The sequence below is a fragment of the Massilia sp. CFBP9026 genome, assembly GCF_034045165.1.
Classification (GTDB): domain Bacteria; phylum Pseudomonadota; class Gammaproteobacteria; order Burkholderiales; family Burkholderiaceae_D; genus Telluria; species Telluria arenae.
Map to the genome: position 1 here is coordinate 438,498 of NZ_JAXCWH010000003.1, position 17,600 is coordinate 456,097.

A 17,600-nucleotide genomic window follows, 5' to 3' on the forward strand; every position below is an offset into this window, starting at 1 on the left:
ACGCGAAAGTTAATCATGCGCATCAGTACCCAGAGTTTCTACAACACCTCGACCAACCAGCTCAACAACCTGCAGTCGGCGCTCGCGCGCACGCAGATGCAGCTGTCGACCGACCGCCGCCTGCTGACCCCGGCCGACGATCCGGTGGCGTCGGCGCGCGCGCTCGAGGTGACCCAGTCGCAGAACATCAACGCCCAGTTCGCGACCAACCGCAGCAGTGCGAAGTCGTCGATGGCCCACGTGGAATCGGCACTGCAGAACGCCGGCGACCTGCTCCAGGAAATCCAGGAGCTGGCGGTGGAGGCCGGCAACGGCATCATGCTGCCAGCCGACCGCGAGAAGCTGGCGACCGAACTCGAAGGACGCCTGACCGACCTGCTGGGCGTGGCCAATACCTCCGACGGCGTGGGTGGCTACCTGTTCTCGGGTTTCAAGACCACCACCCAGCCGTTCACGGCGACGGCGAATGGCGCCGCCTACCAGGGCGATGCGGGCGTGCGCCAGCTGCAGGTGAGCGACTCGCGCAAGGTGCCGCTGTCGGCCTCCGGCAGCACCGTGTTCGAATCGATCCCGACCGGCAACGGCGTGTTCACCACCAAGGCCGACGCCACCAACAAGGGCGCCGCGATCATCTCGTCGGGCTCGGTGGTCAACCGCCCGGGCCTGGACAACACGAGGTACGAGATCGAGTTCGGCATGAGCGCGGACACGCCGCCGGTGCCGACGTATTCGGTGTACAACACCAGCAACGATCCGCGCACCGTCTTGCCGGACCAGCAGGACCTGCCCTACAAGGAAGGCCAGCAGATCTCCTTCGGCGGCATGGCGATGGACATCAAGGGCGTGCCGACCGCCGGCGACAAGTTCAGCGTCGAGCCGAGCCAGAAGCAATCGGTGTTCACCACCGTGACCGACCTGATCAAGACGCTGCGCTCGCCCACCGATGGCTCCACCGGCAAGGCGGCCCTGACCAACCAGCTGAACTCGGCGATCGACAACCTCAAGAACGCCCACGACAACGTGCTGACGGTGCAGGCCTCGGTCGGCGCTCACATGAACGAGCTCGACTACCTGGACAGCGCCGGCATGGACCTCGACATCCAGTATGCGAGCACGCTGGACGACCTGCAGGGACTGGACACGGTCAAGGCGATCTCGGACTTCTCCCAGCAGCAGCTGACCTTGCAGGCGGCGCAGATGTCGTTCAAGACGATGTCGGGGCTGTCGCTGTTCAACGTCATCTGATTAGCCGGCCGCCACCGGCTTCGGCGGCGTCTTCGCATTCACCTTTGGCGGCTTGGTCGCTTCCCGGATCTCGGCGCCGCAGTTGGTGTCCGGCGCCTTGTCGACGTTCACCAGCGGCAGCAGGGCGGCCAGCGGGTTCACCGCCGCCAGCGCCACGGCGGCGCCAGCCTTCAGCGCCAGCGGACCCACATGCGGCCCGACTTTCGGATCGGTGAAGGTGCCGCGCGCATACAGCGGCGTGCGCAAGGTCAGGATGCGCGCACCCTTCGATTTCGGCCGCACGTCGACGTCCAGGCTTTCGCTGGCCAGGTCGACATAACCCGAGGCATTCACCACCGCATCCTCGCTGTCGAGCACGAAGCGGTCGATATTCGCGCGGCCGTTGCGCACCGTGGTCTGCGCCGCCACGCAATTGAGCATGGTCTGCTTGTCGCCGAAGATCTTCGCATAGACGGCGTTCGCCACGTTCAGCCCGGCCAGTTCGAGGATGAACTGGCTGACCGTGCCTTCGGTAACGACGGCATTGATCTCGCCCTGCGAGGTGCCCAGCATGGCCGCGACCGTATTGCCCTTGCCGGCCAGCACGCCATCGCCATTGACTTCACCGAAGCTGGCCTGCAGCGATTGCAGCTTGGGGAACAGCTCGCGAATTTTGAGGCCGCGCGCCGCCAGGCGGGCCGAGGCGTCGAGCGTCTTGGTGCTGCCGTCGAGGCGGATGTTCGAGACGATGCGTCCGCCCGCCATGCCGAAGCTGAGCGGGGTGAGCGTGAGCACCTTGTTCTTCATGCGGATGGTGGTCTCGAGGTTTTCCAGCGGAATGTCATTGGTACGCACGATGCGCTTGCCGGAGAACTTGACGTCGGCATCCAGCGCACCCCATTTCGCGGTATTGAATCCCTCCACCGGCAAGGCCTTGCCGGCCGGCGGCGCCTTGACGCGGCCCGCTGCCTTGGTGCCGGCGCCGGTATCGGCGCCAATGGTCGGACCCAGGTCGGCCAGGCGCAGCTGTTTCGAGGTCAGGGTGCCGCTCAGGAAGGGACGCGGCTTGCGTTGGGCAAAGCTCAGGGTGCCGGCCAGGTCGCTGGCGCCGACCTTGCCCGTGAAGTCTTTATACGTGAACGTCCAGAATTCGCCTTCCTTCTTGCCCAGCAGATCGCCGCGCGTGGAGTAGGGCGGCGTTTCTGGCAGCAGCACGCCGGTCAGCCCGTACAGGTCGGCCATGCTGGCGCCGGCCAGTTCCATCTTGAGGGCGAAGCCGGACGGCGAGCGCGGATCGCGGACCACGCCGCGCAGGCCGAGCTTGTTTTCACCGGCGCTGGCCTTGGCCTCGATCGGGAAGGTGATGTCTTCGCCGGTCAGCGACAGCACGGCGCCGGCCTTGCCGCCGCCGGTGATCTTCGCCTTGTTGTAGGTGCCGGATAGCGTGAAGGCCAGGCCATACGGCGGTACGCCCTCGGCCGGCGCAGGCTGCTGGCCGTCGATCGAGCGTGCGTCGGCGCGCAGGTCCAGGCGCAGCGGCTCGTCCTGGTAGCGCAGCTTGCCGCTATTGAAGGACAGGCGCTGGATGTCGACCTTCCATTGCGACGGACCGTTGTCCTTGAAGGTCCAGGAATTGCGGCCGTCCTCGAGGCGCTGCACGGCGATGTCCGGCCCCGCCAGGCGCAGGTCGGTGATGACGACGTCCTTGCGCAGCAGCGGCAGCACGTGCAGGCCCATCTCGACGCGCTGGGCAGTGGCCATCTGCGGGCCGACGGTGCTCCAGGTCGGGTTGCTCATGGTGACGTCGTTGGCGCTGATGAATGGCCGTGGCACGTAGCGCCGCCAGCCGCGTTCGCTGTCCAGGCCACGCTGGAACTTCACGTCCAGGTCGCCCCGGATCGCGAATTCACGGCCGGTGGTCTCCGACACCTTGCGGTTGATATACGGCCGCAACATATTCCAGTCGAACAGGAGGAAGAACAGGATCACGATGACCGTGATTCCGAGCAGGATCCAGCCGACGATCTTGAGAGGACTTGATGTTTTCATGTCGATAGCGGCCACATGCATGGCTTGGTGGAGGCGCTACGCCCTGGGATGTTCAGGCTACCCCTGCCATGCGGGTTTGTTTGTTGGCTAAGTAGCATTACGGCTCAAAAGGTGGAATTTCAGCATCCGGGGTCTGGCCAATGGCGTAAGTACGAGTTGCTGCCATTCAACCTTGCCCGGAATATAATCACGCTCCATGACCATTCCCGCCCACGTCCTGCTCACTTTCGGCCTGCTGGCCCTGACCGTCCTGTCGCTATGGGCGCCGCTGCCCGCGATCCGCGGCAACCGCGCCTGGCCCTGGTGCGGCGGCCTGGTGCTGGCGATACTCGCGGGCTTGCACGGCGGCATCCTCGACTGGCGCGCACCGCTGTCGATCGCGGTCTTTGCCGCACTGGCCTGGAGTGCACGCGCGGCGCGGGGCAAGACCGCGCGGGCGCTGCTGGTGGTGCTGACCGCCGTCGCCGCCCTGGCGCTGGCCCTGCACAAGGCGCCGGGCTTCCACAATCCCATGCTGGCCGACGGCATCCGGTTTTCCAGCGACGGCGCCCTGTTCGCGCTGTGGGCCAACTTTGACAAGGCGGTCGTGGGCATCGTGCTGGTCGGCGTGTTCTGCGAGCGGATCGGCAGCGCGGCCGAATGGCGGGAAATGCTGCGCCGGATCGCGCCGGTGGTGGCGTCAGTGCTGGTGCTCGTGTTGGGACTGGGGTGGCTGCTGGGGGAGATCCGTCCGGACGTCAAATGGACGCCCTGGTCGGCCTGGTTCCTCGCTTCCAACCTGTTGATCACCTGCGTGGCGGAGGAAGCGTTTTTCCGCGGCTTCCTGCTCGGGAAGATGGCCCATGCCATGCGCGGCTGGCGCGGCGGCGTGCTCGTCGCCACGCTCGTGACGTCGATCCTGTTCGGCCTGGCGCACCTGGGCGGCGGGAGCCTGCTGGCGCTGCTGGCCACGATCGCGGGCCTGCACTATGCGGCGGCCTACCTGCTGTCAAAGCGGGTGGAGGGCGCGATTCTGGCGCACTTCGCCCTCAATGCGGTGCACTTCGTGGCGTTTACCTATCCGGCACTGGCAGGTTGAGCACTGGCGCGGCGAAGCCGTTACACTGCTATCTATTGCCTTATGGAGATTGCAGATGCCGGGCCTCAGGATCCACGAGTTCAGCGACGCGCTTGCGCACCACTTTCACGACATCAATGCGGAGTGGATCAACGCCATGTTCAAGCTCGAAGCGACCGACCGCGAGGTGCTGGAAAACCCGCGCGCGAAGATCGTCGACCCGGGCGGCGTGATCCTGTTCGTGGAGGCGCACGGCCTGGGCATTGTCGGCACCTGTGCGCTGCAAAAGACGGGTGAGCGCAGTTTCGAGCTGACCAAGATGGGCGTGCGCGAAAGCGCGCGCGGCCTGAAAGCCGGCGAGTTCCTGCTGGAGGCGATGATCGCGCGCGCCATGCAGCTCGAGGCAGAGCCGCTCTACCTGCTCAGCAACGCCAAGTGCGCCGCCGCCATCCACCTGTACGAGAAGCTGGGCTTCGAGCACGACGCCGGGATCATGGCGGACTATGGCGCGCGCTATGCGCGCTGCGACGTCGCCATGCGTTATCGCGCGCCGGCGAACTAAGCGAGGAAGAACTCCAGCCCGCGCGCCATGGCCGGGAACATCGCCGAGCCATGGTTCTCGTGGGCCAGCAGGTGGAACCGGACCCGCGCCAGTGTTTGCTCCGCCTGCAGCCGACTGGCGAGCTCGCGCGCCTCGTCGACCATGCGCCGCCTGGCTGCGATCGCCTGGCGGCCTTCCAGCACGGCGCCATTCGCCACCGGCTGTTCCAGTTCGCCCACGGCCAGCATCAAGGAGGGCTTCGAGGGCAGGGCGGCGAGGCGTTTGGCGAATCCGTCCATGCCCGTCAGCACCGCACGTTCGCCATACCAGATCGATGGGCTGGCCGCGAGATAGGTCTGGAACATGGCGGGGCGGGTGAACAGCGCGTGCAGCGTGCACAGGCCGCCATACGAGTGCCCATACAAGGCCTGGCGCGCCGGATTGAGCGGCGCCAGCGTTGCCACCAGCGGCTTGAGTTCCTTGTCGATGAAGTCGAGGAACAGGTCGGCGCCGCCTTCGGTCGCCGGTCCTGCGGCGCCGGTCGGTGGCGTGTAGTCGCGGCCGCGTGCGCTGTTCCAGGGCTGGTCGCCGGCATAGCCGATGCCGACGATGACGGGCGGCGTCTGGCCGGTCACACTGCTGCGCACGCCCGCCGTGCGGCCCATCAGCGCCAGCGTCGGGAAGGTGGCATTGCCATCCAGCGCGTACAGCACCGGATGCCCGGTGGCAGGTGCCGGGCCGGACGGCACGGCGACGAAGATGCGGTAATGCTGGCCGGTGATGGCGGACTTCAGCTCATATTGCCGGGCCAGCGGCAGGGTGGCGGTTTGCCATCCCTCGGCGGCGCGCGCCAGCGGTGCGGCGAGGCCGGCCAGGGTGGTGACGGCGGCGGCGCCGAGCAGGCGGCGGCGAGGTAAGGAGTCGGGCATAGGAAACAAGGCGAATGAGAATTATTCTCATTTTAACCTTGTTTCCTGTGATCATCCAGGCGCCGGCACCACCGGCGTCGGCTGCGCCGGCGCCGCGCCCGGCTGCGGATTACCGGCCCGCGGCAGCGAACGGGTGGTCTCGATGCCCTGGTTGAACAGGTTGACGATCGGTGCGCTGAGGTAGGGCAGGGCCAGGCTCAGGGTCAGGAAGCCCACGCCCAGCGTGATCGGGAAGCCGATGCCGAAGATGTTCAGCTGCGGCGCGGCGCGCGTCAGGATGCCGAGGGCGACTTGCGTGATCAGGAGGGCGGCGATGATCGGCATCGCGATCTGCAGGCCGGCCGAGAAGATCCGCCCGCCCCAGCGCGCCAGTTCCAGCGCCGCGTTCGAGGAAAACGGCGTCTCGGTGATCGGCATGGTGATGAAACTCTCGGCCAGCGCCTCGAGCAGCACCAGGTGGCCGTTCACGGCCAGGAAGGCCATGGTCGCGACCAGGGCCATGAACTGGCTGATGGCCGACGAGCGTCCGCGCGTGCTGGGATCGAAGAACATGGCGAAACCCAGGCCCATGGTCTGGCTGGCCACCTCGCCCGCATACTCGACGGCGGCGAACACGAGGCGCATGGCGAAGCCCATCGCCAGTCCGATGATCATTTCCTTGACCAGGATGAGCAGGCCCGCCCACGAGGTGGGATCGACGGCCGGCACCGCCGGCACCAGCGGCGCGATCACCAGCGCCAGGAACACGCCCAGCAAGACCTTGACGCGCAGCGGCACGGCGGCGTTGCCGAACAGCGGCGCGGCCGCGATCAGGCCCAGGATGCGCGACAGCGGCCACAGCAGCGCAGCGATCCAGGTGTTGATCTCCGCCGAAGTCAATGTCAGCACGAAGTGCTTTACCCGATCAACCCCGGAATCCCGGTGAACACCTGCCGCATGTAATCGAGCATCACCGACAGCATCCACGGTCCGGCCACCACCAGGGCGACGAACACGCCGACCAGCTTCGGAATGAACGACAGGGTCGCCTCGTTGATCTGGGTCGCGGCCTGGAAGATGCTGATGATCAGGCCGATGATCAGCGCCACCAGCAGCAGCGGCGCCGAGATCATCAGGGTCACCTCCATGGCCGTGCGGCCCATCGTCATCACGCTTTCGGGTGTCATGGCCGCGTCCTCAGTAGAAACTCTGGGACAGCGAGCCCAGCAGTAACTGCCAGCCGTCGACCAGCACGAACAGCATCAGCTTGAATGGCAGGGCGATGACGGCGGGAGACATCATCATCATACCCATCGCCATCAGCACCGAGGCCACCACCATGTCGATGATCAGGAACGGTATGAAGATCGCAAAGCCGATCTGGAACGCCGTCTTGAGTTCGCTGGTGACGAAGGCCGGGATCAGGACCCGCAGCGGAATGTCTTCGGGTCCCTGCAGCGCCTCCGAGCGCGAGATCTTGACGAACAGCGCCAGGTCGGACTGGCGCGTCTGCTTGACCATGAATTCCTTGAGCGGCACCGCGCCGCGGTTCATCGCATCGGTCATCTGGATCTCGTTGCGCTGCAGCGGCAGATAGGCCTCGCTGTAGATGCGGTCGAACGTCGGCCCCATCACGAAGAAGGTCAGGAACAGCGCCAGCCCCACCATCACCTGGTTCGGCGGCGCGGTTTGCGTGCCCAGCGCCTGGCGCAGCAGCGACAGCACGATGATGATGCGGGTGAACGCCGTCATCATCAGCAGCGCGGCCGGCAGGAAGGTGAGGGAGGTCAGCAGCAGCAGGGTCTGGACCGGCAGCGAGTACGAGGTGCCGCCGCCCGCCGCCGGGCTGCTCTGGAATGCCGGGATGCCGGGCTGGGCCGCCGCGATCAGCGGCAGGGCCAGTGCGCCGGCCAACAGGAAATATTTAGCTCGCATTGCGTTTGTCGATCGTCTTCTTGAGCCAGTCGGAGAAGTTATTCGCCGGGATGGCGCCGTGGGCGGCGGCCGGCGTCAGGTCCGCTTCCTGGCGTGGCATGGTGTGCAGGGCGTTGACGCGGCCCGGCGCGGCGCCGACCACGATCCACTGGTCGCCGACTTCGACCACCATGATGCGTTCGCGTCCGCCCAGGTTCAGGGCGCCGACCACGCGCAGGTTGGCGCTGCCGCCGCTCATCTTGGGGCCATAGCGCTTCATCACCCAGGCCAGGCCGGCCAGCAGGCCGAGCACCAGCATCAGGGCCATGATGGTCTTGAGCAGGCCTCCGGCGCCGGGGCTGGCGGTGGACGAGGTGGGCATCGAGGCGGGCATCGACACCCGCGGCGCTTCGCTCAGCGGCGCGGTGGAGGTCGGCGACACGGGCGCGGTGGAGACCGGCGGGGTGGTGTCAGTCGTCGCGGCGCCATCGCCGGGGAGCGGGGCGGTCGGCGGGGCTTTCGCGCTGGGTGTGGTGGCCGGGGCCGGCACGGCCGGCGCCGGTGGGCGGCCGGTGGTGGTTTCGCCGGGCCGGCGAGGGGTTTCGGCATCCTCGTGGGCGGCCGGAGCCGGTGCGGTCGAGGTGCCGGCCATGCTGGCCGGCGTCGCTGGCTTCGATGTGGTGTCGGTGGCTTGCTGGGCGAAGGCAAGGCAAGGTGCGAGCAATAACGAGGCGGTGACGACTCGTATGCAATCAAAGACAGGGGCGCGGCGCGGGGTCATTTATTCAGTTTGCGAATCCGTTCAGATGGCGTGATGATATCAGTGAGTCGGATCCCGAACTTGTCATTCACGACCACCACCTCGCCCTGGGCGATCAGGCAGCCATTGACCAGCACGTCCATCGGCTCGCCGGCCAGGCCGTCCAGCTCGACCACCGAGCCCTGCGCCAGCTGCAGCAGGTTCTTGATGGCGATCTTGGTGCGGCCCAGTTCCACCGTCAATTGCACCGGGATGTCGAGGATGAAGTCGATGTCGTTCGGCGTCTCGTTGCGCGCGCCCTTGTTCGAGAAATCCTTGAACACGGCGGCAGCCGCGGCCGGGGCGGTCGCCTGCTGTTGCTGGCGCTCGAGCGCTGCGGCTTCGGCCGCGGCCTGCTCGGCGATCGCCGCGCCCCAATCGTCGTCGATGTGGTCCTGGTCTTCCTGGTTGTCCGACATGGTGTTCTCCTGTATTGCCTTGGTCGGCGCCGTGCGCCTGTCCCAATAGTATCGATTACTTGCTGAAGGTGTCGCTATTCGCGAGCAGCTTTTCGACCTTCAGCGCATATTGCCCGTTGTGCACGCCGTAGCTGCAATCCATCACCGGCACGCCGTCGACCGTGGCCTGCAGCATTTCCGGCACCACGATCGGGATCACGTCGCCGATCTTCATGTTCAGGATCTCGTCGAAGTTCGCCTTGCCGTTGCCCAGCACCGCGACCAGCTCGACCTCGGCCACCTGGATCTGCTGCGTCAGCAGGCGCACCCAGCGCTTGTCGACTTCCAGCGCCTCGCCCTGGATGCTCGAGGTCAGCGCATCGCGGATCGGCTCGATCATCGAGTAGGGCATGCAGAAGTGGATCTGGCCCGACACCGAGCCCAGCTCGACCGTGAAGGTGCAGGACACCACGACTTCGTTCGGGGTCGCGATGTTGGCGAACTGCGTGTTCATCTCGGAGCGGATGTACTCGAACTCGATCGGGTACACCGGCTCCCACGACTTGCCATAGGCCTCGAACACGATGTCGAGGATGCGCATGATGATGCGCTGCTCGGTCTGGGTAAAGTCGCGGCCCTCGACGCGGGTGTGGAAGCGCCCGTCGCCGCCGAACAGGTTGTCCACCAGCAGGAACACCAGGCCCGGATCGAACACCATCAGGGCGGTGCCGCGCAGCGGCTTCATGTGGATCAGGTTGAGGTTGGTCGGGACCACCAGGTTGCGGATGAATTCGCTGTACTTGGAGACCCGCACCGATCCTACCGAGACCTCGGCGCTGCGGCGCAGGAAGTTGAACAGGCCGACCCGCAGATACCTGGCGAAACGCTCGTTGATGATCTCGAGCGTCGGCATGCGGCCGCGCACGATGCGCTCCTGCGTTGCCAGGTTATAGGTGCGTACCCCCGAGGTGTCTTCAGGCGCCGCAATGTCGTCCTGATCGCCGTTGACCCCTTTTAAGAGGGCATCGACTTCTTCCTGTGAGAGGAAATTATCGGCCATGTTTCTTCGTGTTTACTGAATGCTTATTGGATGATAAACGAAGTGAATAATACGTCGGACACTTCCTGTTCGTCGCCCTGTTTTTCAAACGGCTCGACGATCGCCGCCTGGATTTCGGACGCCAATTGCTGCTTGCCCTCCACCGTATTGATTTCGGATGCTTTTTTGCTCGACAACAGGAGCAGCACGCGATTGCGCACGATCGCCATATTATCCTTCACCAGGGTCGCCTGTTCCGCGCCCTCGACTTGCAGGGTGAACTGTACCTGCAAATACTGCTCGCCGTTTTCCGGCTGCAGATTGACGGTGAATGCCTCGATCGGCACATATTCCGGCTTGACCGCCGGGTCTTTCTTTTTCTTTTTCTTGGATTCCTTGGCCGGTGCTTCTTCTTCGCCATGGGCGGCCGATGACTGGCTGAAATACCAGCCGCCGCCGACGCCCGCGCCAAGCACGAGAACTGCGGCGAGGATCATGATGACGAGCTTTTTCTTCGAGCCGGCCGGCGCCGCTGCTGCCGTGTCCGCTTTCGGATCAGCCTTCATTTTCGGATTCGCTTTCAAAATAGGTCTTCAGTGCTGGTTAAAGGGATTCAACATTATGGCATTGTCGCGGAAAGATGCACCCGGGCAAGCCTAGAAAAGAGGGGGGAAGAGGCAGTAAATCCGGAATTGTTGCAGGCGCGCGATGACGGAAAGTAAAAGGGCGGGTGATTTATGGTCGGGCTTATTCGAACGTTACCCTTAAGACCGTCGTTCCCGCGGAGGCGGGAACCCAAGTGTGCATGCGAACCGACTGTGGTGAATGGTGCGGCGGTGCTGAGGAACTTAGGTTCCCGCCTGCGCGGGAACGACGTGCTTAAGCTAACGACGTGTTTGAGTAAGTGGCCGGGGTCAGGCGAACAGATCCACCATTCCACGGTCGCCCAGCCCCACGGTGCGGGTACGCGGCGCCACTTCGTTCAACGCTGCCTCGCCCTCGTCGCCGGTACCGGCGCCGGCCAGGTTGCCATGGGCGCCCGCGCCGCCGGGCGTACGGCGTTGCTCATCCTGCTGCTGGCGTGCGCCGGCGTCGACCGTCGCATTGTTCAGGGCGATGCCGCTTTCACTCATCATCTCGCGCAGGCGCGGGAGGGCGTTTTCCAGTGCCTGGCGCACTTCCAGCTGCTCGGCCGAGAAGGCCACGGTGGCCTGGTCGTTGCTCACGTTGAGCACGATCTGGACCGGACCCAGGTCCGGCGGATTCAACGTCAGGGTGGCGGCCTGCTCCTTGCCGACCATGTAGACGATGCGCTGGCTGACCTGGTTGTCCCAGGCCTGGCTGCCCACCCGGGCCGGGATGCGGTCGCCCGGCACGGCGGCCGGGTTGCCGACCGCATCCGCCATCTTGGCGGCCTGGGCCTGCAGCTGGGCCAGCGGGGCCGGGGCTTCCTCGACGCTTGCCGCCAGCTGCTGCTGGCTCTCGCGCAACTGGGTCTGGAACTGGGCGGCATCCTGCTGGCCTTCCGGCAGGGCGCCGGCCTGGGCCTGGGGCGCGTTCGGGTCGACCGGGGCGCGCTGCACGCCGGTGGCCAGCGTGACGCCCTTGCCGAGTTCGTCGGTGACGGCGGCGCCGGCCGCGGCGTCATCGCCCGCGCCGGTAGCTGCGCCGGTCATGTTCTCCAGCGCGCTTTCCAGTGCCTTCAATTGCTGGTCGCCGGCGTCGGCGGCCGCAGCGTCGGTTGGCACGGCTGCGGCGTCGGCCGCCGCTGGCCTGGTCAGGCTGGCCATGAAAGCCAGCATGTCGGTGACCGGCGTCGTGGCCGCAGCGGCGGCTTCGGCCGCCTCGGCCGCACCTTCGGCTGCCCCGGATTCTTCCTTGCCCTCGGCGGACGCGGTCTTCGCGGTCTTCGCATCGCCTTCGTGGCTGGCCGGCCTGGCGCCGGCCCTGGCCTGCTCGCGCACCGGCTCGCGGTTGGCGGGCTTGTCGGCGGCGTTCGGCTTCGATTGCTGCTGCGCGGCCGGCTTGGGCTGCTGGACCGCCGGAGTCGGTGCCTGTGGCTGCGGCGCCTGCTGGCGCGCCGCCAGTTCGCGCGACAGGGTGGCGCCGAAGGCGCCATTGTTGCGTGCACTGTCGGCCAGCCGGTCCTGACTCGTGTTGCGCGGCGCGGCGGCATTGGCGCCCGTGGTCTGGAACAGGAGATTCGTGGTCTGCGTCGTCATGTTTGGCTCAGCGTTGTTTGTAGCGGGCGCCACGCGCCGCGTGGTCGTCCATCTGTTTCTGGTCGCGCTTGTTCTGCACCTTGAGCGCCTCGCTCGCGGCACGTTCGTTCAGCGTGCGATACGACAAGCGCTTGCGTTCGCTTTCCTGCAACGTCTTGCGCTCGGTGTCTGCCTTGAATATTGCATGCTTCAACACGTCGCGCTGGCCATTCAAGGCATTGTCCAGCTTGCCAATAAAGGCAACGAAGTTGTGGTACGCGAACGGCGTGATGCCGGCCACCTGGGCCGCATCCAGCTTGCGCGCATATTCGTCGCGGTAGCCGACCAGCATTTCCAGCTTCTGTTCGGCTTCCTCGACCAGTTTATTGGCCGCGCCCAGGCGCTTGGCGGCAGCATCGGAATCCTTCTGCGCCAGGTCGATCAGTGTTTCAAGTGCGGATAGTTGGGCCATGGTGCAGCGATTCTACCGCTGAGCAATTCTTGCCAATCAGTTGAATAGCGAGGAAAGTTGCCCCAAGCTCTGGGGAAGCGTGGCGTTGTCGTGGATTTCCTGGCACAGGAATTCCTCGATGACCCCATTCTTCGCGATGGCCTGGTCGAGCACCGGATCGCTGCCGGCGGCATAGGCGCCGACATTGATCAGGTCGCGCGAGCGCTGATAACGTGAATACAGTTGCTTGAGCTTGCGCGCCGCCAGTTGGTGTTCGTGGGTCGTGATCGAGTGCATCGCCCGCGAAATCGACTGCTCGATGTCGATGGCCGGATAATGCCCGGCCTCGGCCAGGTGGCGATTGAGCACGATGTGGCCGTCGAGAATACCGCGCGCCGCATCGGCGATCGGATCCTGCTGGTCATCGCCCTCGGACAGCACGGTATAGAAGGCCGTGATCGAACCGCCTCCTTCCAGGCCGTTGCCGGCGCGCTCGACCAGCACCGGGAGTTTTGCAAACACCGATGGTGGATAACCCTTGGTGGCCGGCGGCTCGCCGATCGCCAGCGCGATCTCGCGCTGCGCCATGGCGTAGCGGGTCAGCGAATCCATGATCAGCATCACGTTCTTGCCCTGGTCGCGGAAGTGTTCGGCGATCGCCGTGGCGTAGGCCGCTCCCTGCAAGCGCAGCAGTGGCGGCGAGTCGGCCGGGGCCGCCACGACGGCCGAGCGGGCGCGGCCTTCCGGGCCCAGGATCTGGTCGATGAATTCCTTGACCTCGCGGCCACGTTCGCCGATGAGGCCGACCACGATGACGTCGGCTTCGGTGTAGCGCGCGATCATCCCCAGCAGCACCGATTTGCCGACGCCGGTGCCCGCGAACAGGCCCAGGCGCTGGCCGCGGCCGACGGTAAGCATCGCATTGATGGCGCGCACGCCGACGTCGAGCGTGTCCTTGATCGGCGCGCGGTCGAGCGGATTGACCGGCCGCGCATTGAGCGGGCCCACCTCGGTCGTGTTGAGCGGGCCGAGGCCGTCGAGCGGACGGCCGGCGCCATCGACCACGCGGCCCAGCAGCTGCATGCCGACCGGCAGGTGGCGCGCGCGGTCTTGCGGACGGCGGCGTCCGTGCGGCACAGTGCCCGGCGGCGGCAGCACGCTCTCGACCGGGAACACGCGCGAACCGGGCACCACGCCCTCGGTATCGCTTTGCGGCATCAGGAACAGGCGCTCGCCCTCGAAACCGACCACTTCGGCCTCGATGAAGCCGCTGGCGGTCGGGATCGTGGCGGCGGCGCCCACCGCAAGGCGCAGGCCGACGCATTCCATCACCAGCCCGGCCACGCGCGTGACGCGGCCCGACACTTGCAGCGGATCGGCGAAGCTGACCAGGGTGTCGCAATCGCGCAGATAGGATTTCCAGCGCCCCGTGTGCGGGTCGCTGCTGCCCGTGCCTTCCTGGTGATGCTGGTGGTCGTCCATCAGTCGCCCAGCCATTCGACGTTGGCGCCCAGCGCATGGGTCAGGCGGTTCCAGCGCGCCGTGGCCTGCGCGTCGATCTGATTGGTGGCGGTCTCGACCTTGCAGCCGCCGCGTGCGATGGAACCGTTCTCGACGATGCGCCAGCCGCCTTTCGTCAATTCCTCGGCCATGCCATGGCGCACCAGTTCGGCGTCCTGCGGGTTCAGGGTGAGCACGGCCGGCTGTTGCAGCACGGGCAGCTGGTCGATGGCGTCGCGCACCACCGACAGGATGAGTTCGGGACGCACGTCGAAACCGGTGCGCACCATGCCGCGCGCCAGGCGCAGGGCCAGTTCGAGCACGTCGCGGGCGATGGTCTCGTCGGCCTGGGCGATGGCGTCGCTGAAGCCGGCGGCCACCTGGCGCAGCTGCTCCAGCTCGGCCGCGGCTTCGCGCTGGCCGGCCTCGGCGCCTTCGGCATAACCCTGAGCATGGCCCTCTTGATGGCCCTGGGCGCGGCCTTCGTCCAGACCTTGTGCGAATCCTTCCTGGCGCGCCGCTTCGCGCATCGCTTCCAGTTCTTCGACGCTCGGCAGGTTGAATCCCGGCGGCAGGGCGGGGCTGCTGTCAGCAGGGGGCGCGGCCACGGCGGCTTCGGCCGCGCGGCGTGCGAGCGTGCTCGGGCGCTCGTCGCCGAACGACGCCATTTCCCAGCGCTGGTAGGCGCTCTGCTGTTCTTTCGGTAGTGCCATCAGACGAACGAATCCTCACCTTTACCGCCCAGCACGATCTGGCCTTCGTCGGACAGACGACGCACGATCTGCAGGATCTGTTTCTGCTGCGATTCTACTTCGGACAGGCGCACCGGACCTTTCGATTCGAGGTCTTCGCGCATCATCTCGCTGGCACGCTGCGACATATTCTTGAAGATCTTCTCGCGCAGATCCTGCGAGGCGCCTTTCAAGGCAATGATCAGCATCTCGGACTGCACTTCACGCAACAGCAACTGGATGCCGCGATCGTCGATATCGATGATGTTGTCGAACACGAACATCTCGTCCATGATCTTCTGCGCCATGTCGTTGTCGTAGTTCTTGATATTGTCCATCACGGCCGACTCTTGTTCGCCGCTCATGAAGTTCAGGATCTCGGCCGCGGTGCGCACGCCGCCCAGCGAGGACTTCTTGATGTGTTCGTTACCCGACAACAGCTTGGTCAGCACGTCGTTCAGTTCGCGCAGTGCGGCCGGCTGCACGCCGTCCAGCGTGGCGATGCGCAGCACGACGTCGTTGCGCAGTCGTTCGGTAAAGTTTGCCAGAATTTCGCAAGCCTGGTCGCGCTCGAGGTGGACCAGGATGGTGGCGATGATCTGCGGGTGCTCGTTGCGGATCAGCTCGGCCACCGAGACCGAGTCCATCCACTTCAGGCTCTCGATGCCCGACGCGTCCTTGCCGCCGAGAATACGGTTCAGCAAAACGGCTGCCTTGTCGTCGCCCAGGGCCTTGGTCAGCACCTGGCGGATGTACTCGTCCGAATCCAGGCCGACGGTCGAGTGGAGGTTGGTCTCTTCGACGAACTCTTCGAGCACCGTGACCACCTGGCCGTGTTGCACCGCCTTCATCTGCGCCATCGCGGCGCCCAGCTTGAGCACTTCGCGCGGGCCGAGGAATTTCATCACCTCGGCCGCTTCGGCTTCACCCAGGGCCAGCATCAGGATTGCCGCCTTGTTCGTGCCGTCCTTGTCTTTATCACTCATTTGAACCCAACCATGCTTTGATCACGTTTGCGACGATGCGCGGATCCTGGTTTGCCAGGTCTTTCGCCAGTTTCAGGTTGGCGCGGTAACCCATGTCACGGCGAATCTTTTCTTCTTCCTCGAGCTCTTCTTCGTCCGCCTCGGCTTCCTCTTCGCCTGCCTCGCCTTCGGCCTTGTCTTCTTCCTTCGGCTCTTCGGGCACGGCGGTCGCTTCGTCGAACTTCTTGATCGCCGGACGCAGCAGCGGGCGCAGGAAGCGGAAGTACAGGAAGGCGATCACTGCTGCCACGAAAGCGTAGCGGGCCAGGTCCTTGAACAGCGGCATATTTGCCGGGTCACGCCACCAGTCCGGTTCTACCACTGCTTCGGCCGGCTTGTCCACACCGTCGAACGGTGCGTTGGTCACGTTCAGGGTGTCGCCGCGTGCCTGGCTGTAACCCATTGCCTGCTTGACCAGCTCATTGATCTGGGCCACTTCATTGGCCGCCAGCGGACGCACGGTGACCTTGCCGGTGGCCGGGTCGACGATGCGGCGGTAGTTGACCACCACGCCGACCGTCAGGCGCTTGACGCCGCCCATCGGACGCTGTTCGTAGCGGATGGTCTTGTCGACTTCGAAATTGGTGGTCGAATTCTTGGTGCTCGGACCGGTAGGAGCAGGCGCTTCGGCCGGGGCTTCGCCATCGATCGGTGCGGTGTTCACGCCCGGCGGCTGGTTCGACAGTGCGCCTGGGATGCCGGATGCGCCGGCGCCGGCGCCTTGCGTTTCCGAGGTCTGCTGGCTGCGGATCGCCTGCGGCTCGGGCGGCGAATTCGGCTTGTACATCTCGGCCGCGGTATCCACCTGGGCGAAATCGATCTCGGCGGTCGCCTGGGCGCGCACATTGCCCTCGCCGACCAGCGGCTTGATCATCGCTTCGACCTGCTTGATGATGTTTTCCTGGACCTGGTCCACGTACTTCAGCTGGGTGGCGTCGAGCATCTTGTTGCCCGCGCCTTTGCCGGCCTGTTCCGACAGCAGGGCGCCCGTCTGGTCGACCACGGTCACGTTGCCGAAGGTCAGTTCAGGCACGCTGGAGGCGACCAGGTGGACGATGGCGCTGACCTGGCCCTGGTCGAGGGCGCGGCCCGGCTGCAGGTTGAGCAGCACCGAGGCGGTCGGCTTTTGCTGGTCGCGCACGAACACGGACGGCTTCGGCAGCGCCAGGTGGACGCGCGCGGCGCTCACCGAACCCAGCGACTGGATCGAACGCGCCAGCTCGCCTTCGAGCGAACGCTGGTAGTTGACCTGTTCCAGGAACTGGGACACGCCCAGCTTCTGGTTTTCCATCAGCTCGAAGCCGACGTTGCCGCCCTTCGGCAGGCCTTGCGCGGCCAGCTTCAGGCGCAGGTCGTGGATCTGCTCGGCCGGCACCAGGATCGCCGTGCCGCCTTCGGAAAACTTGTATTGCACCCCCATCTGGTCGAGCGATGCGGTGATCGCACCACCGTCGCGGTCGCTGTAATTCGAGAACAGCACGCGATATTCAGGCGCCTGGCTCCACATCCAGACAGCGATCATCAGCGCCAGGATGAGCGCGATGCCGCCGCCGATGGCGACGCGCTTGCCCATGGTCGTCTGGAAAAACGACTGGGGCGCTGCCGGAGGCTGGCCCTGGGTGGTGTCGAGAAGGTCTTCCGCAGTTGCAGCCATGTTGGATGGATTCAGGTGAATGTGTGGGAACAGGCAGCATTATGGAGCCCGGGGGCAACATTCAAACCCCGAAATAGGGGGCGTTTACCGCCCTAACTCACGGGTGAAA

At 65.5% G+C, this 17,600-nt stretch carries 18 protein-coding genes; 3 read left to right on the forward strand and 15 right to left on the reverse strand.

Features of this window, described 5'->3' with window-relative positions; translation table 11 throughout:
* The first annotated feature begins 15 nt into the window (after window positions 1-15).
* On the forward strand, window positions 16-1,245 hold the full coding sequence (flgL, locus tag SOM28_RS10325) for a flagellar hook-associated protein FlgL (RefSeq protein ID WP_320468045.1): 1,230 nt from the start codon (window positions 16-18) through the stop codon (window positions 1,243-1,245).
* On the opposite strand, the gene SOM28_RS10330 is transcribed toward flgL, so the two are convergent.
* Window positions 1,246-3,273 carry an AsmA family protein gene (locus SOM28_RS10330; protein WP_320468046.1) on the reverse strand — a complete coding sequence of 676 codons (2,028 nt, stop codon included), beginning with the start codon at window positions 3,271-3,273 and terminating at the stop codon, window positions 1,246-1,248.
* 196 nt (window positions 3,274-3,469) lie between these two features.
* Between SOM28_RS10330 and SOM28_RS10335 the strand changes: the two genes are divergently transcribed.
* The gene (locus SOM28_RS10335) at window positions 3,470-4,351 is read left to right on the forward strand and encodes a CPBP family intramembrane glutamic endopeptidase (RefSeq protein WP_320468047.1); all 882 of its coding nucleotides are present in this window, start codon (window positions 3,470-3,472) and stop codon (window positions 4,349-4,351) included.
* Window positions 4,352-4,406: 55 nt separating this feature from the next.
* A complete protein-coding gene (locus SOM28_RS10340) occupies window positions 4,407-4,892 on the forward strand; it encodes a GNAT family N-acetyltransferase (RefSeq protein WP_123067750.1) in 486 nt (161 codons plus the stop codon).
* Here the strand turns inward: SOM28_RS10340 and SOM28_RS10345 are convergent.
* From SOM28_RS10345 to fliF, 14 genes are all read right to left on the reverse strand, one after another.
* Window positions 4,889-5,800 carry an alpha/beta hydrolase gene (locus SOM28_RS10345; RefSeq protein ID WP_320468048.1) on the reverse strand — a complete coding sequence of 304 codons (912 nt, stop codon included), beginning with the start codon at window positions 5,798-5,800 and terminating at the stop codon, window positions 4,889-4,891. The two genes, SOM28_RS10340 and SOM28_RS10345, sit on opposite strands and share 4 nt — an antisense overlap.
* 51 nt (window positions 5,801-5,851) lie before the next feature.
* A complete protein-coding gene (gene fliR, locus SOM28_RS10350; RefSeq protein WP_123067748.1) occupies window positions 5,852-6,688 on the reverse strand; it encodes a flagellar biosynthetic protein FliR in 837 nt (278 codons plus the stop codon).
* An 8-nt stretch (window positions 6,689-6,696) separates the two neighbouring features.
* The gene (fliQ, locus tag SOM28_RS10355; protein WP_005665867.1) at window positions 6,697-6,966 is read right to left on the reverse strand and encodes a flagellar biosynthesis protein FliQ; all 270 of its coding nucleotides are present in this window, start codon (window positions 6,964-6,966) and stop codon (window positions 6,697-6,699) included.
* 10 nt (window positions 6,967-6,976) lie between these two features.
* Window positions 6,977-7,714 carry a flagellar type III secretion system pore protein FliP gene (gene fliP, locus SOM28_RS10360; protein WP_123067747.1) on the reverse strand — a complete coding sequence of 246 codons (738 nt, stop codon included), beginning with the start codon at window positions 7,712-7,714 and terminating at the stop codon, window positions 6,977-6,979.
* Window positions 7,704-8,417 carry a flagellar biosynthetic protein FliO gene (gene fliO, locus SOM28_RS10365; RefSeq protein ID WP_320468049.1) on the reverse strand — a complete coding sequence of 238 codons (714 nt, stop codon included), beginning with the start codon at window positions 8,415-8,417 and terminating at the stop codon, window positions 7,704-7,706. The genes fliP and fliO overlap by 11 nt, the downstream gene beginning before the upstream one ends.
* 53 nt (window positions 8,418-8,470) lie before the next feature.
* Window positions 8,471-8,911, reverse strand: a complete 441-nt coding sequence (fliN, locus tag SOM28_RS10370; protein WP_123067746.1) for a flagellar motor switch protein FliN — start codon at window positions 8,909-8,911, stop codon at window positions 8,471-8,473.
* A 55-nt stretch (window positions 8,912-8,966) separates the two neighbouring features.
* A complete protein-coding gene (gene fliM / locus SOM28_RS10375; protein ID WP_147934384.1) occupies window positions 8,967-9,950 on the reverse strand; it encodes a flagellar motor switch protein FliM in 984 nt (327 codons plus the stop codon).
* 23 nt (window positions 9,951-9,973) lie between these two features.
* Window positions 9,974-10,495: a flagellar basal body-associated protein FliL gene (gene fliL / locus SOM28_RS10380; protein WP_320468148.1), complete on the reverse strand. Its 522-nt coding sequence runs from the start codon at window positions 10,493-10,495 to the stop codon at window positions 9,974-9,976.
* Window positions 10,496-10,843: 348 nt separating this feature from the next.
* Window positions 10,844-12,151, reverse strand: coding sequence for a flagellar hook-length control protein FliK (locus tag SOM28_RS10385; protein WP_320468050.1), 1,308 nt, complete (start codon window positions 12,149-12,151; stop codon window positions 10,844-10,846).
* A 7-nt stretch (window positions 12,152-12,158) separates the two neighbouring features.
* Window positions 12,159-12,602: a flagellar export protein FliJ gene (gene fliJ, locus SOM28_RS10390; RefSeq protein ID WP_123070708.1), complete on the reverse strand. Its 444-nt coding sequence runs from the start codon at window positions 12,600-12,602 to the stop codon at window positions 12,159-12,161.
* Between the two features lie 36 nt (window positions 12,603-12,638).
* Window positions 12,639-14,063, reverse strand: a complete 1,425-nt coding sequence (fliI, locus tag SOM28_RS10395; RefSeq protein WP_320468051.1) for a flagellar protein export ATPase FliI — start codon at window positions 14,061-14,063, stop codon at window positions 12,639-12,641.
* Entirely contained in the window at window positions 14,063-14,794 is a 732-nt protein-coding gene (gene fliH, locus SOM28_RS10400; protein ID WP_320468052.1) for a flagellar assembly protein FliH, read from the reverse strand. Before fliH ends, fliI begins: the two co-directional genes overlap by 1 nt.
* Window positions 14,794-15,798 carry a flagellar motor switch protein FliG gene (gene fliG, locus SOM28_RS10405; RefSeq protein ID WP_123070711.1) on the reverse strand — a complete coding sequence of 335 codons (1,005 nt, stop codon included), beginning with the start codon at window positions 15,796-15,798 and terminating at the stop codon, window positions 14,794-14,796. The genes fliH and fliG overlap by 1 nt, the downstream gene beginning before the upstream one ends.
* Complete coding sequence (gene fliF, locus SOM28_RS10410; protein WP_123070712.1) at window positions 15,791-17,491, reverse strand: flagellar basal-body MS-ring/collar protein FliF; 1,701 nt, start codon at window positions 17,489-17,491, stop codon at window positions 15,791-15,793. The genes fliG and fliF overlap by 8 nt, the downstream gene beginning before the upstream one ends.
* Window positions 17,492-17,600: the final 109 nt, after the last annotated feature.

Bases quoted from the DNA above. Each gene is read 5' to 3' on its own strand.
- fliL (WP_320468148.1), bottom strand. From the start codon at position 10,495: ATGAAGGCTGATCCGAAAGCGGACACGGCAGCAGCGGCGCCGGCCGGC.
- fliF (WP_123070712.1), bottom strand. From the start codon at position 17,491: ATGGCTGCAACTGCGGAAGACCTTCTCGACACCACCCAGGGCCAGCCT.
- SOM28_RS10340 (WP_123067750.1), top strand. From the start codon at position 4,407: ATGCCGGGCCTCAGGATCCACGAGTTCAGCGACGCGCTTGCGCACCAC.
- fliP (WP_123067747.1), bottom strand. From the start codon at position 7,714: ATGCGAGCTAAATATTTCCTGTTGGCCGGCGCACTGGCCCTGCCGCTG.
- fliM (WP_147934384.1), bottom strand. From the start codon at position 9,950: ATGGCCGATAATTTCCTCTCACAGGAAGAAGTCGATGCCCTCTTAAAA.
- fliI (WP_320468051.1), bottom strand. From the start codon at position 14,063: ATGGACGACCACCAGCATCACCAGGAAGGCACGGGCAGCAGCGACCCG.
- fliN (WP_123067746.1), bottom strand. From the start codon at position 8,911: ATGTCGGACAACCAGGAAGACCAGGACCACATCGACGACGATTGGGGC.
- SOM28_RS10385 (WP_320468050.1), bottom strand. From the start codon at position 12,151: ATGACGACGCAGACCACGAATCTCCTGTTCCAGACCACGGGCGCCAAT.
- SOM28_RS10330 (WP_320468046.1), bottom strand. From the start codon at position 3,273: ATGAAAACATCAAGTCCTCTCAAGATCGTCGGCTGGATCCTGCTCGGA.
- fliG (WP_123070711.1), bottom strand. From the start codon at position 15,798: ATGAGTGATAAAGACAAGGACGGCACGAACAAGGCGGCAATCCTGATG.
- fliJ (WP_123070708.1), bottom strand. From the start codon at position 12,602: ATGGCCCAACTATCCGCACTTGAAACACTGATCGACCTGGCGCAGAAG.
- fliH (WP_320468052.1), bottom strand. From the start codon at position 14,794: ATGGCACTACCGAAAGAACAGCAGAGCGCCTACCAGCGCTGGGAAATG.
- fliQ (WP_005665867.1), bottom strand. From the start codon at position 6,966: ATGACACCCGAAAGCGTGATGACGATGGGCCGCACGGCCATGGAGGTG.
- SOM28_RS10335 (WP_320468047.1), top strand. From the start codon at position 3,470: ATGACCATTCCCGCCCACGTCCTGCTCACTTTCGGCCTGCTGGCCCTG.
- SOM28_RS10345 (WP_320468048.1), bottom strand. From the start codon at position 5,800: ATGCCCGACTCCTTACCTCGCCGCCGCCTGCTCGGCGCCGCCGCCGTC.
- flgL (WP_320468045.1), top strand. From the start codon at position 16: ATGCGCATCAGTACCCAGAGTTTCTACAACACCTCGACCAACCAGCTC.